Origin of the sequence: Myroides marinus, from assembly GCF_900109075.1 — a bacterium.
Taxonomy (GTDB): domain Bacteria; phylum Bacteroidota; class Bacteroidia; order Flavobacteriales; family Flavobacteriaceae; genus Flavobacterium; species Flavobacterium marinum_A.
On sequence record NZ_FNYS01000009.1, the window covers coordinates 14,030 to 28,996 of the forward strand.

The window sequence follows — 14,967 nt, forward strand, 5'->3', positions numbered from 1 at the left end:
ACTATAAACACTAAAATCTATGGGTGAGTTTGGCTTAGGAACATTAATAGCTATTATTATAGGCGCACTTTTTCTATTAGTATTATTATTTTTTGCAATTCTTGCATCTTTCTATAAAAAGATACCACAAGGTAAATCTATAGTAAGAACAGGGGTTGGAGGAACTAAAGTAGCTTTTAACAAAGGTATTTATGTAATCCCTGTATTCCATAAAATGGAGATAATGGATATCTCTGTGAAAAAATTACAGATTGACAGAATGCAAAACGAAGGTCTTATCTGTAAAGATAATATCCGTGCAGATATCAAAGTAGCTTTCTTCATCAGAGTTAATAAATCTATAGATGACGTAATTAATGTGGCTCAAACTTTAGGGTGTGAGCGTGCAAGTGATGTAGAAACACTTAGAAACATATTCGAAGCTAAATTCTCTGAAGCGTTAAAAACAGTAGGTAAGAAATTTGAGTTCATCGAATTATACGAAGCTCGTAGAGAGTTCAGAGAAGAGATTATTAATATCATAGGTAGAGACTTAAATGGGTACATCTTAGATGACTGTGCTATTGACTATTTAGAACAGACTAATATCTCTTACTTAGACCCTCAGAACATCCTAGACTCTGAAGGTATCAAGAAGATTACAGAACTTACTGCATTACAAAACATCAATGCTAACCTTATCCGTAGAGATGAGCAAAAAGTAATCAAAAAACAAGACGTTGAAGCTCGTGAGGCTATCTTAGAATTAGAAAGACAATTGTCAGAAAAAGAAGAGAAACAACGTAGAGAGGTAGATAATATCCGTGCTCGTGAAGAGGCTGAAATACACAAAGTACGCGAAGAAGAGCGTCTTAAGTCTGAGAGTGTACGCATCTCTACAGAAGAGAGCTTGGCTGTATTAGAAGAGAATAAACTACGTCAAGTAATCATTGCTGCTAAAAATAAAGAGAGAACTGATGCTGTAGAAACTGAAAGAGTTGAAAAAGATAGAGCGTTAGAACAAACAGAAAGAGAGCGTATCGTAACTCTGGCTCAAATCAATAAAGAGAAAGCTGTAGAGGAAGAGAAAAAGACTATACAAGATGTAATCCGCGAGAGAGTACAACTAGAAAAAGGTGTGGTAGAAGAGCAACAAAACATTAAAGATGTGGAGGCTCTACGTGCAGTAGAAAGAGAGAAACAAGTAGGCATCACTCAAGCAAGTAAACAAGCTGAAGAGAACTTAATCAGAACAATTAAAGAAGCTGAAGCGAAGAAATTTGCACAAGAGCAAATCTCTCAACAGATGTTAATCGAAGCTGAAGCAGAAAAAGAAGCGTCTATCAAACAAGCTGAGGCTCGTAAAATACTTGCAGACGCTAAGGCTCGTGAAGATGCTACTATCGGATTAGCTGAGGCAGAAGTAATCAAAGCAAAAGCTGAAGCTGTAGAACAACAAAGTATCGTAGATGCTGCGAAAATACAACGTATCGCAACAGCAGAGGCTGCAGGTATCGAAGCTAAAGCAGAGGCTAAGAGAAAAGAAGGATTGGCTGAAGCTGAAGTTATCAAAGAAAAAGCTATTGCAGATGCTGAGGGAATCAAAGAGAAAGCTGAAGCAATGAAAAAAATGGATGGTGTAGGAAAAGAACACGAAGAGTTCAAACTACAACTTCAAAAAGAGAAAGAAGTAGAATTAGCTGCTTTAACTATTCAAAAAGATATTGCTAAATCTCAAGCAGACGTATTATCTTCTGCATTACACACTGCTAAGATTGATATCGTAGGTGGAGAGACTATGTTCTTCGAAAACATCGTTAACCAAGTAACTCGTGCTAAAGGATTTGATCAATTAATCGACAAGAGTCAGAATGCACAAGATATTAAACTTGCTTTATTAGGAGACGGTTCTACAATTAGCCAAGGCGAATTATTTAACAACATCAGACACTACGCGAGTCAGTTTAATATTACTACTGAAGACTTAAAGAACCTTAGTATAGCTTCATTAGTGCTTAAGATGCAACAAAACGCAACTGAGGACAATATGGGCTTATTAGGTAATATAGCAGATGCTGTTCAGAGTTTCGGTATAGGAAATAAGAAATTATCTTAATACATATTAATCACCCTTCTCAATAGAAAAGGGTGATTTCTCCTATTTACCCCTACTCTATTTTCAACTTACCTACGTATTAGACTTGTTGTTCTAATACAAAGTATCTTTTATATATGGCTGAATTAGAAAACCAACATATAGAATCATTAGATTCTAATACTTATGAGATTATACAGAAGAGACTACAGAGTCAAAAAGGTGATTTAATCCAACGATTAAATGCGCTAAATGACGACCGTAAAGATGTCTTTACTTCTGTTGACTTAAAGCTTATCGCCAATCAGCGTATTACGACAGAAAACAACTGTACTGCCAGAGGTATTATTGCCTTTGACACTACTTGTATTTTTGCCTATAACGTACACTTTGGGCTTAAGACTGATATTCAATTAAGTGATGTATTTAGTATATACCGCTTTGAGGATAATCAGTTCTTACCTCAACCATTAGACTTTATCTATGATGAGAACTTCATCAGCGATTATAAAAACTTATATAAATACTATAGAGACTCCATCTTCAGCAGATTTAAGAAGACTGAGAATTACCTCTATATGGTATTCCAAACAAGTAAGAATGCGGATAACTTAAAAGCTTTTAAGTGGTTAATCAAAGATAATAAGCTTATTTATCAAGATGACCGCAGCATTCACGAAGTAGTAAAAAGCCCTCAGTTTGAGTTCAACTGGGTTAAGACTAACCTTGAGAACAGACGCTTAGGAGTACACCCTCATATCTCTATACAAGACAAAGTGTTTATAGAAGCTGTAGGTGGTGATATTACTTTTAAAATAGAAGACAATACAGATAATGGACAAGGAATATACTCTGAGCCTGTAAAGAATATAGATCAACAATTAGATGATGCTGACTACTTCTACGCAGACTTAGGCAACTTTATTGCTATACGCATTAAACCTTATCAAGAGGACTTCCGTGCTTTTATCTTTAACAATAGAACCAAACAAGTTATCAATGTACCTGCTTTAAACGAGACAGGTATTCTACTTCCTGATGGACAAGGTATCTTATTCTCTAATGGGTATTATCTACAGAATGGGGACTATAAGATATTTGATAACAGCGTTCAAAACTTAGAGTTCGTCAGAACTATTCCTTCTCATAACGGAGAGGATTACTTATATCTGTTCTATCAAGCAGAGAATAATATCTATTCATTGATGTCTTATAACATCATCAAACAGCAAGTAGAAACTCCTATTGTATGTAGTGGTTTTACTTTGTTTAACGATGGTAAGTTAATCTACTTCCGTTCGGAGAACGAAGCTGTAAGACATCACGTAGTACAGATATGGGAAACTCCATATGCTGCTACATTGATAGAAAATAAAGAGCAAAAAGAAAATCACTTATACAAAATAGGTAACAAAGACATCGTGAAGGCGATGGCTGAGTGTCAAGAAATCATCCACCTCATCGATAAAGAAGATTCGTATGAAGGGTTATATGGTGATATTGCCAAGAAAGCAAATGACATTATAGATGCTTATTTCTGGATAAGAACAAAAGAGACTAAGAACTTAGACGAGCCATTAGAGCAGATAAGAAGTATTGCTAATACAGCAATAGATGAGTTCGAGAAAGTTCAAGAACAACGCAAAAGAGCTACTGGTCTACTAACTGATTTAAAGGCTAAGGTAGATAGACAGCTATTTAATGTTAAGAATGCTAAAGGTGATACCCTTGAAGGATTAGTACATCTATTGGCTGAGAACAGAAAGCTATTAGGTGAGGTAATCAGTGCTCGTCAGACTAAATATGTTGATTTAACTATTTTAGATAGTTATCAAGAACAGTTAGGTAAGACGAATGAATCTCTATCTGATAAGACGATTGCTTTCTTACTACAAGAGCAAGCTTTGGTTCCTTATGAACAAAAAGTAATCGATCAAAAGGCTAAAGTAAATGAAGTAGTCAAGGTAATCGATGCTAATGTTATAGACGAAAACTGTAAAGCTATATCAGGTGAATTAGAACTACTAATCGATATACTGAACAGCTTAAAAATAGAAGACACTACCCAGGCGACAAAGATTATAGAGAAGATATCTGTAATATTTGCTTCGCTAAATGAAGTGCGCTCGCAACTGAAGAGAAAGATAGACTCTCTTCGTACGAATGAGTCTATCGCTGAGTTTCACGCTCAGTTAACTTTACTTGATCAGAGTATTATTAACTTCTTAGAACTATCTAATTCTCCAGAAAAGTGTGATGAGTATCACTCTAAGGTTAGTGTTCAGGTAGAAGAGTTGGAGAGTAAGTTTGCTGATTTTGATGATTTCATCTTAAAGATAGCTGATAAGCGAGAAGAAGTTTCTAAAGCTTTTGATACGCGTAAAACACAGTTAGTAGAACAAATCAATAGACGTACAAGTTCTTTAGAACAGATAGGTCTTCGTATTTTAAAGAATATAGAGAACAAGTCTTCTTCGTTTAAAACGAAAGAGGAGATACTTGCATTCTTCTCTACTGACCTAATGGTCGATAAAGTACGTCAATTAGTTATCGAGCTAAAAGACTTAGGCGATGTATCTAAGGCTGAAAACTTAGAGAACAGTGTTAAGACCAGTCAAGAAGATGCTCTGCGTACACTTAGAGATAAGCAAGACTTATTCGCTGATGGAGAGAATGTGATTAGCTTAGGTACTCATAAGTTCTTAGTGAATAAACAACCATTAGATCTAACAATCATTAGACGTAATGATATTCTGTACTATCACTTAACAGGTACGAGCTTTACTTATCCTATTACTAACGATAAGATATATGCTTATAAAGAGATATGGAATCAAGACATCATCTCTGAGAACAACACAGTATATAGAGCAGAGTACTTAGCTTATCAAATAGTAAAAGAGTTACAGACTACCCCTTCTTTAGATATTAATGAAGCTATTAAGTTTAGAACTGAACAGAACTACTCTGAAGGGTACTTAAAAGGTGTACACGACTTTGATGGATTAGAAATAACACAGGCGTTACTAAAGCTAAAGGCTGAGTTAGGTATACTAACTTATGCTCCTCAGACACGTGTTTCGGCTCAAGTGTTTTGGTATAAATTAGAAACAGAAATAAGAGATACGTTATTAAAGAGTATTAATAGTGCTGCAGCTGTACAAAAGGTATTCCCTAATAGTGCAAACTATCAGTATATCCTTAATCAACTGGAGGAACTATATGTTCAGTGGGAGTCTCCATTGCGAGAGTTATCACTGAAAAAAGACATAGCGAAATATTTATATGAAGAGTTCTCTACTGGTGTATTCTTTACTAAGGCAGAACAAGCTTCTCAATTAAAGAAACAGTTTGTCTCTTTCTTACAACAGAAGAATGCGAGTGTAACCTTCGAGAATGACATTAACGATACTGCCTTATCTACATTAGATACGTTCTATTTGATCCAGAACTGGCTGTACTCTTATATAGACAATGAACCCAAAGTAGCTATGTATAAAAAATACATAGACGAGGCTTGCTGTTTGTTACTGTTTGAAAAACAATACAACTATACTTTAAAAGAGAATAATGATACTATAATATTAAGCAACTTAAAAGGTAATCACGCTTTAATCGTTAAAGATACGTACACATTGGACTATCACGAGTATATGTACAAGCTTGAAGTATTCGAGACTGAAAGTGTACCTATGTTTACAGACTTTATCTCTACTAAAGATATGCTACTAAGCGAATACAAGAAATCATTAAAAGTTAATGAGTTAAAACCTCGTGTACTTACTTCTTTTGTTCGTAATAAATTGATTAATGAAGTGTACTTCCCTTTAATTGGAAATAACTTAGCCAAACAGATAGGTGTATATGGTGATAACAAACGTACTGCGCGTATGGGAATGTTATTATTAGTATCTCCTCCTGGATATGGTAAGACTACGCTAATGGAATACTTAGCGAATGCTTTAGGTCTACACTTCGTTAAGATTAACGGACCTACTATTGGGCATTCTATTACATCTATAGATCCAACAGAGGCGAAGACATCTGGTGCTCGTGAAGAATTGAAAAAGATAAACTTGTCATTCGAGATGGCGGACAACGTGATGCTATACTTAGACGATATACAACACTGTAGTTCTGAGTTCTTACAGAAGTTCATCTCTCTTGCTGATGGACAGCGTAAGATGGATGGTATCTTTGAAGGAGAGAGTAAAACGTATGACCTAAGAGGTAAGCGCTTCTGTATTATTATGGCTGGTAACCCGTATACAGAATCTGGAGAGAAGTTTCAGATACCTGATATGTTAGCTAACCGTGCAGATACTTATAACTTAGGAGATGTAATCGGTAGTACAGAGCATTTGTTCAAACTAAGTTTATTAGAGAACGCTATTGCTGAGAATACCTATTTACAGAAATTGAGTAGTAATTCATTAGACGATTTCTATAAACTGATTAATCACATAGAAACTAAGTCTGAAGAAGCTTTAGCTCTTGAAGGTAACTTTAGCAATCAAGAGATAGAAGAGTTTACTGCTGTGCTAAAGAAATCAATAACAGTAAGAGATATTGTTCTAAAGGTAAATCAACAATATATCTTAAGTGCCAGTATGGACAATGCGTATAGAACAGAGCCTGCCTTTAAGCTACAAGGTTCTTACCGAGATATGAATAAGATGATGAGTAGAATAGTTCCGCTAATGAACGACAGTGAAATAGATGAATTAATCTTAACTCATTATGAGAACGAGTCACAGACACTTACTTCTGATACAGAGGCAAACTTACTAAAACTAAAAGAGCTTGCTAATAGACTAACAGATGTAGAGCGTCAACGCTGGGAAGACATCAAAGATATCTTCATCAAACAAAACAAACTCGGTATGGCTGGTAAGGATAACCAAGTCGCTCAAGTATTAGGCCAGTTAATGGACTTCAACCAAAACTTAGAAAGCATAGCCAAGGCTATCAAAAAATAATAACACAAGAACGGTCTGTAACTTATACAGGCCGTTCTTTTTCTTTATACATTTACGCCTCTAAAATTATACACCGCATTACTTTATGTCAAAACACTTAGCCAGAATAGCCGTTACTATCTTATTTTTCTTCTTTGGTGGAATCTCTGCCTCATGGGCATCGCGTATTCCTACTATCAAAGAAGCTTTTGGAGTAAATGACTCTGCTTGGGGATTTGTATTACTCTATATCTCTATCGGAACGTTAATCACATTACCTATTGCAGGTAAGATCATAGACAAATTAGGAAGTAAGAACGCAACTCTAATCTTCTTATTAACTTACTTCGTTTTACTAATAGGTATAGGCTATTGGGATGTACTGTGGCAATTAAAGTTAAACTTAGTCATGTTTGGAGCAATCAGTAATATCACTAATATTTCTATCAATACACAAGCTATCAAAGTTTCTAAACAATATAAAGGACAAATCATAGGTTCATTACACGGTACTTGGAGTATAGGAGGTTTTGCAGCTTCTTGGTTAGGAGCAGAAATGATCAGTAGTTATGTCCCTCCTATTAATCACTTTATTTACTACTCTTCTGTAGGTATTTTCTTTTCTATCTTGTTGTTTAAACATTTAGTACCTGAAGATAAGACACCACAGACAGACAGTCCTATTAAAGAAAGCAAGAAAGGTTTCCAACTACCAGATAAAAACTTAGCGATGCTTGGTCTATTAGCTTTCTTTGCAATGGTAGCAGAAGGTATGATGACAGATTGGTCAAGTGAGTATATGAAACACGTTACTCTTGCACCTATTCAGTTAGTCGGTTATGGACTGACTGCTTATATGTTTGCGATGGCAAGTGGACGATTTATCTCTGACTTTACAGTTAGACGATTTGGAGAACAGAAGACATTACTATTCTGTGGTATCTTACTCTTTATCGGATTAGGAGCTTCTGTATTGTTCCCAAGTGTTTATTCTACTATTATCTCTTTTATGATTGTAGGGTTAGGAGTATCAGCAGTGGTACCTATGTGCTATAACTTAGCTGGGCACAATAAATCTATGGCACCTCAGCAAGCCTTAACTTTAGTTACGAGTATTGGGTTTATAGGGTTCTTTTTAGGCCCACCTGTTATTGGGTTTATTGCACAACACTCTTCTTTAAAGACAGCGTTTGCTATCGTTGCTCTCTTTGGATTAGCTATATCCGTGTTAAGTAGATTTATTGTAATAGAGTCTAACAGTCAAATGGAGTAGCTATTAGATACTTTTTTCGCAATACAATGTTATACTTTCTATAAAATTACACATAGGAAGACTTAGCTATTATAGCAAATTGAATTTCTTTCTATATTTGATACGATAAAAACATACACAAACAATGCTTACATTCTTACAAGTACCAGTTAATGCTGTTACAGATGCTGCTACAAATCTAGCTGAAACAACTACCCAACAAACTGAAATATCAGCTTTAGACTTTGTTCTAAAAGGAGGAGTATTTATGATTCCTATTATCCTTTTATTATTATATACTATCTATGTATCCATAGAGCGCTACCTATATATCTCAAAAGAGACAAAGTCTAATAAAAACCTTATGGGAAATGTAGTTGCCTTATTACAAACAGGACAACTAGATTCTGTAAAGATGACTTTAGACAATGAAGACAGTGCTATATCACGCGTTATCAAAGAAGGAACAATGTCTATAGGAAGACCTATATCAGAGATAGAATCTAATATGGAGCGCGTAGCTACTATAGAGATTGGTACAATGGAGAAGAAACTAAGTCACTTAGGACTTATCGCAGGTATTGCCCCTACTTTAGGTTTCGTAGGAACTATCTTAGGAGTTATTAAGATTTTTTATAATATCTCTATCTCAGAAGACATCAGTATCTCTAATATTTCTGGAGGATTATACGAGAAGATGATTAGTAGTGGATCAGGACTTGTTGTTGGTATTATAGCTTATGCTGTATATCACTTGATGAACTCATCTATTGACAACTATTTATTAAAGACACAGAAAGCTATTCTTGACTTTATAAATGCAATCCAACGACCAAATGGCAATTAAAAGAAACAAACGATTCCAAGCAGAAGTAGCTACATCTTCACTTAGTGATATCATGTTCTTCTTACTGCTGTTCTTTTTGATTATTTCGACTTTAGCTAATCCTAATGTTATTAAGATGATGTTACCTAAAGCTGCTAATAACGAAAAGACTACGACTCAACATATCAGTATCTCTGTCACTGAAGATAAACGCTACTTCATCAATAAGAAGGAGGTAGCCTTATCAGAATTAGAAGGAGAATTATTAGCAGAAATGGGTACACATACAGATCAAGCTGTAGTTGTAAGAATACCTTTTAACTCTCAGATACAAGAACTAGTAGATGTACTACAAATAGGTGTAAAGAACAATCTTAAGTTCGTTATCGCTACAGAAGCAAAATAGACTATAACCTTATAAACAGAAAAGGGCTGAACAAATGTTCAGCCCTTTCTTATTTTTAGACTTCTTAGTTTAATGAGAAGTTATATACTATCGTTCCTACTTGTCTTTCTGGAGCTTTAGGATTTGGTTGCCACTTGGTTTGCATAGCTGCTATTCTAGCTTGGTCGATTAAACATTTTACAGTATTTGTCGATCCCTTCACTCCAGCACGTGCGTCTACAGTATTACCTGATTGGTCTACCCATACTTCGACTACTACCTTACCTACTTCATTACATAAATACTTAGGTGTTGGCTTTACTATAGCCGCTCTTCCCTCTAGAGAATAACCTATACCACCACCTACACCTGTCCCAGTTCCGCTACCTGAGCCGCCACCTGTTCCTGAACCAGTACCAGGTCCTACACCACTTCCAGTTCCCAATCCTGTACCACTACCATGTCCTACTCCATAATATCCTCCACTACCAGATAATCCTCCATTAGGGTTGTTGCCATTACCACCGTTACCTGTACCTCCTTTACTACCGTTCATTAAACTGCTAAGTGCGTCCTTTGTGGAACTAGATACATCAGGTTTCTTTGCCACTGGTTCTACTTTCTTTACTTCCTTAACCTCTGTTTTCTTTACTACAGGCTTATCAGTTACTACTACTTTTTTATCAGCCTTAGTTTTTTCAGTTTTATTAATCACTACAGGAGCATCATTATTCTTCTCATAAGCGATTACAGGCTCTTCCTTAACTGTCTCTACAGGTTGGACTATCTCTTTTACAGGTTCTACTGCAGGAGTGTGTTCTTCTGTAGCATAAGGAGCAGGAGTCCCCTCTAGAGCTATCTCAACACCAGTACCTCCTCCTCCTCCTCCTCCGAAGTAGCTATGAGCAGTCTGTGTCTCTATAAATCGTATAAAATAAAGAGTAACAAATAGTAGTATTGCTACGCCTACTGTCAGATATATAGATGTTCTTTCTTCTTTTGAATATTTTAAAGTCATAGTGATATTCCTAGTATTACTCGTTTAGTACACAGCAAATATAGGTGTTTATAGACTTAATATTTTTATAAATTCTTCTCGTTATTTATTTTGTCCTTCTACTAACCTCAACTGATTTACCATTAATTACCTTATACTTTATCTCTAGTAAATCATTCTCTTCAGTTGATTCCCAATATGCTATTTTATAAAGTTTATTGTCAATAACAGTATACGTAGTTTCACTCTCGTTCCCATTGCCATCAGCTGTAACTGTAGATAATGTTTGTTTTAAAGGATTTAATAAAATGACTTTACTCGGTTCTGCCATATTAAAGCTTTTATTATACACAAACTGCTTACTTGTAGGGGTATAAATTAAATAGTACTGCCCATAGTCTCCTCTCGTAACAAAAGGGTAATCATGAGAAAGAACAATATCTAAATATCCGTCAAAGTTATAATCCTCTAAACTTATTGACAATGGTGACTCTTTATATGCAAATGAATCAGGTAAAGAGATTGTCTGGATTAGTTTTTTATTCTCATCGAATATCTTAACTCTATTAAATCTGTAGTAATATTTATTATAGTCTTCCTCTTCACACGTCAGCCTATTTACTTCATAATAATAAACAACGTCAGCATTCTTTTCTACTGCTTTTAAATGAAAATCTACAATACTACTTGTCGAAGCATTCTGCCATTTCCCTTCTAATTTATCATATTGAGAAAAGCTCTCTATAGAGAACTTCCCAGTTGTTTTAAATGCTCCCTTCTTAGGGTCATAAACTTCTTCTCGAAAAGTAAATGCTTTTTTAGGTGCATCCCCACTTAACATAATTGGTTCGTTGTTGGGATATTTGGTGTAAATATACTTTCCATAAACACTTCCTTTGTTACTATATCCATATTGTATAAAAGCTTTTATAGGATATTTATCGATACTCCCCTCGTATGTAATTGTTCTATCTTTTATTTTCTGTTGACTAAATACAGGCATTATACTACCTATTAATAATAGGCCTGTAAGTAATCTATTCACTTTTAATTTCATAGTTTGGTTATTTTAGGTAAATGTAAATAACATTGTCTGTACTTGATACACTACCCAATAAAAAAGCCCAGTCAATATGGACTGGGCTGTATATTTTACTCTATAGAATTCTCCTCTTTTGCTTTTCTCTTTAGTAGTCTTTCTTTAAATATAGCTACCTCTCTCTCTACTTCATCTCTTTGTTCATCACCAATAGGTCCAAACACCTCATCCTTTACTTCTGACCAAGTTTTTATACTCATGATTTATTCTTTTTTCAGTCACAAAGATACCAAAATCACTTAAATATCAACTTATTACCCACTAAAACAATGCCACAAAAAAAGCCCAGTCAACATTGACTGGGCTGTATATACTATATCATTATATCTAGTAATTCATCACTACTTCACTCCCTCTCTCTTCATCTTTTACTACTGATAAAGACATTGGGATACGTTCCTGTAGCTCATCTACGTGAGAGATAATACCAACTATTCTGTTTTCTTTATGCAGATTACTCAAGGTCTCAAACACAATATTAACAGACTCGCTATCCTGAGTACCGAAGCCTTCATCTATAAAGAAGAAGTTTTTATCAGACTTAGACAAACTCTGCACACTCTCTGCTAGTGCTAATGCTAGAGACAGCGATACCTGAAAGCTCTGTCCTCCAGACAAAGTCTTCACACTTCTCGCCTTTCCATTATTTAGATAATCAATAATCTCAAACTCATTAGCTTCATTTAACTGTAAGCTCAATTGATTATTAGTCAATCTATGGAAACGAGCATTAGCCATATCACATAAGTTCTTTAAGTAGATAGCAGACACATAATTAACAAAACCAGCTCCACTAAACATATTGAGTAATGTACTAAGATTAGTAGCTCGTTTTTCTATAGCATCATACTGTTTCTGTAACTCTTGTTTCTTAGCATAATCTTTCTCTAAGCGCTCTACCTCACCAGCTAACTTAGCTACAGACTCTGTAGCCTCTTTTACCTGCTGTTCTAACTGAGTGATAATCTCCTGCTGCTTAGCAAACTTCTCTTGATCAAAAGCAATATCTTTTAGCTTTGTTTCTAGTGCATTCACAGCACTTCTCACTACCTCTAACTGTACCTCAAAAGCCTGTATCTGTTCTCTTCGATCAGCTACATTAATCTGTTTATTTAATACAGCTAATACCTCATCTAGAGATTGTAGTTGATGTGTACTTAACAAGGTCTTGATTTGCTCTTGTAATTGCTCTACTACTGCTCTTAACTCTACTAGCTCTGCCTGTATCACCTTCATCTCAGCCTGTACACTAGCTAGTTTAGGAGATAATATCTGATACTGATTAGTCAAGTCTTTATAACGCTGCTCTATCAACATTACATTGGCTTCGCGTTGTTTTACCTGTTGTGCTAATAACGTCTCTTCTAAACTTAGATAAGTATCTATCTGCAGCCTTATAATCTGAGTACTCTTAGACTGTATCTCACTTTCTAATCCTGCTCCTTCTACCTCTATTACACTAAGCTCTTTAGTAAACTTATCTACCTGACCTCTGTGCTGTTCTACTTCTTTAGTTAAAGTATTATATTGCTTCTCTAGTGTATCTATCTGCTGATTTACTAGTTCAGCTTGTTTCTTTAATTCGATAAACTGTACTTCATTAGCCTTCTCTATAATTGTCCAAACAAAGTTATTTTTGTGTTGATCTAATTGAAGTTTCAAGTCTTGTTCTTTCTGTTGATTCTCTTGCCACTGAGTCATAAGAAGTTTCTTCTTATCGAATAATCCCACAGTCTTACGCTCGTATTTCTTTAGACGATCTTGTTTATCCTTTATATCAGTAAGGCGAAGTTCACACTTCTGTATAGCTACAGATACATCTCCACCCTGTAAGATATGAGGATGATGAGCAGAACCACACAAAGGACAAGGTTGCCCATCGTGCAATTCATTAGCATATTGTGCCAACTGCTGTGCCACTCTATGATTGCGAAGTTCTACTTCTATATCATTAATCTCTTTCTCAAAGTGATTTCTATAGTTCTCTAACTCCTGCTCCCAGTGATTAATATCCTTTAATTTCAATCCTGCAATATCCTGATCTACAGCCTGTATATCCGTATTTAATACAGATAATGTCTGCTGTACTCCCTGAATATTATTATGAATAAATGCTTGTTGATTAAACCACGCATCTATGGCCATCAGCACAGTCATATCTATTCGACTAGCTTTAATCGTATTAAGCTCTGACTCTTTAGCTGCTAAAGTTTGTTTACTTCCCTCTAACGCCTTCTCTGCCTCTACTACATAAGTCTTTCCTTTCTGAAAACGCTCTAGTAAAGCACTCTTAGCTATATGAGCCTGCTTAATCTCCTTAATCAGATTAAGTTCATAGAGTTCTGCCTTTAGATGTTCTAACCCAGCATACTGCTGCTCTGCTACTTTAAGTTCATCAGTCACTTTCTTAAACTGACTCTCTAACTCTGTAGTCTCCTTAGTAACAACAGCTAATCTAGCCTCTCTATTCGTTACTTTATCCGCAGTATTCTTTTGCTCTACTAACACAGTAGAGAACGCTTTATCTAATTGTTCGTATTGAACTAACTCCTTCTTTTGTTCTATTATTTGAGGAAGTCTTTCTTCTAACTGACCTAACTCTACTTTCTTCTGAGTTAGAGCTTCGAAGTCATCCTTAAGCCCTTTTAACTGTTGATAGCACTCATTCTCTTGCTTAAACACTTTCGCCAGCTCATTACTCTTCTCACTCTCCTGTACATGTAATGCTTTCTTCTGAGCTATCTCCTCAGTGGTTACTTGGCTAAAGCTCTTTAACTCTCCCTCTATAAGATTCAGACTCTCTTTAGTAGAACTATAGATACGCTTTGTCTTATCAGCTAAATCAAAACGATCTAACCCAAAGATCTCTTGCATCATCTTCGTTCTATCCTTTCCTCCTAGTTCTATAAACTCTCTAAACTTTCCTTGTGGAATAATGATTGTACGCTTAAAGTTCTCGTAGCTCAGTCCTACTACTTCCTGTATATTTAACTCTTTTTGAGGTACCCAGATACCATCTTCATCCTTATAAAGCGTAGCCTCACCTCTCTTTACATCATCAAAGCGCTTAGCATTTCTCCTAAACTCTCTATAGATGCGATACTTCTCATCTTTAAAATTATAGAACTCAAAGTCTATCACTGAGCGATCTGACTTTAAATTCATCATATTATAAGCACGGTTATCTCTAGAGTTCATACGCTCTGTCTCTCCGTAAAGCCCAAAAGATATCGCCTCTAATATAGATGACTTACCCGATCCTACCTTACCGAAGATTCCAAATAACCCAGCTTCTATTAAACTAGTAAAATCAATGACTTGTTTCTCTTGATAAGAATACAGTCCTTCTATGGTCAACTTAATTGGTATCATCTCT

General features: G+C 35.5%; 9 protein-coding genes. 5 read left to right on the forward strand and 4 right to left on the reverse strand.

The window, feature by feature from the left end; genetic code table 11:
- Positions 1-19 precede the first annotated feature (19 nt).
- From BMX53_RS10465 to BMX53_RS10485, 5 genes are all read left to right on the forward strand, one after another.
- Positions 20-2,095 carry a flotillin gene (locus BMX53_RS10465; protein ID WP_074746181.1) on the forward strand — a complete coding sequence of 692 codons (2,076 nt, stop codon included), beginning with the start codon at positions 20-22 and terminating at the stop codon, positions 2,093-2,095.
- Between the two features lie 116 nt (positions 2,096-2,211).
- The gene (locus BMX53_RS10470) at positions 2,212-7,053 is read left to right on the forward strand and encodes a DNA repair ATPase (RefSeq protein ID WP_074746183.1); all 4,842 of its coding nucleotides are present in this window, start codon (positions 2,212-2,214) and stop codon (positions 7,051-7,053) included.
- Between the two features lie 85 nt (positions 7,054-7,138).
- Positions 7,139-8,305, forward strand: coding sequence for an MFS transporter (locus BMX53_RS10475; RefSeq protein WP_074746185.1), 1,167 nt, complete (start codon positions 7,139-7,141; stop codon positions 8,303-8,305).
- 124 nt (positions 8,306-8,429) lie between these two features.
- The gene (locus BMX53_RS10480) at positions 8,430-9,131 is read left to right on the forward strand and encodes a MotA/TolQ/ExbB proton channel family protein (RefSeq protein WP_038987017.1); all 702 of its coding nucleotides are present in this window, start codon (positions 8,430-8,432) and stop codon (positions 9,129-9,131) included.
- Positions 9,121-9,516 (forward strand): ExbD/TolR family protein, encoded by a 396-nt coding sequence (locus BMX53_RS10485; protein ID WP_038987018.1) that lies wholly within the window; start codon positions 9,121-9,123, stop codon positions 9,514-9,516. The genes BMX53_RS10480 and BMX53_RS10485 overlap by 11 nt, the downstream gene beginning before the upstream one ends.
- A gap of 64 nt (positions 9,517-9,580) precedes the next feature.
- Here BMX53_RS10485 and BMX53_RS10490 read toward each other — a convergent pair whose 3' ends face one another.
- From BMX53_RS10490 to BMX53_RS10500, 4 genes are all read right to left on the reverse strand, one after another.
- A complete protein-coding gene (locus BMX53_RS10490) occupies positions 9,581-10,513 on the reverse strand; it encodes an energy transducer TonB (protein ID WP_074746187.1) in 933 nt (310 codons plus the stop codon).
- Positions 10,514-10,598: 85 nt separating this feature from the next.
- Positions 10,599-11,549 (reverse strand): XAC2610-related protein, encoded by a 951-nt coding sequence (locus BMX53_RS10495; RefSeq protein ID WP_074746189.1) that lies wholly within the window; start codon positions 11,547-11,549, stop codon positions 10,599-10,601.
- Between the two features lie 95 nt (positions 11,550-11,644).
- The gene (locus BMX53_RS19110) at positions 11,645-11,791 is read right to left on the reverse strand and encodes a hypothetical protein (RefSeq protein WP_167357246.1); all 147 of its coding nucleotides are present in this window, start codon (positions 11,789-11,791) and stop codon (positions 11,645-11,647) included.
- Between the two features lie 127 nt (positions 11,792-11,918).
- Positions 11,919-14,963 carry an SbcC/MukB-like Walker B domain-containing protein gene (locus tag BMX53_RS10500; protein WP_074746191.1) on the reverse strand — a complete coding sequence of 1,015 codons (3,045 nt, stop codon included), beginning with the start codon at positions 14,961-14,963 and terminating at the stop codon, positions 11,919-11,921.
- Positions 14,964-14,967 lie beyond the last annotated feature (4 nt).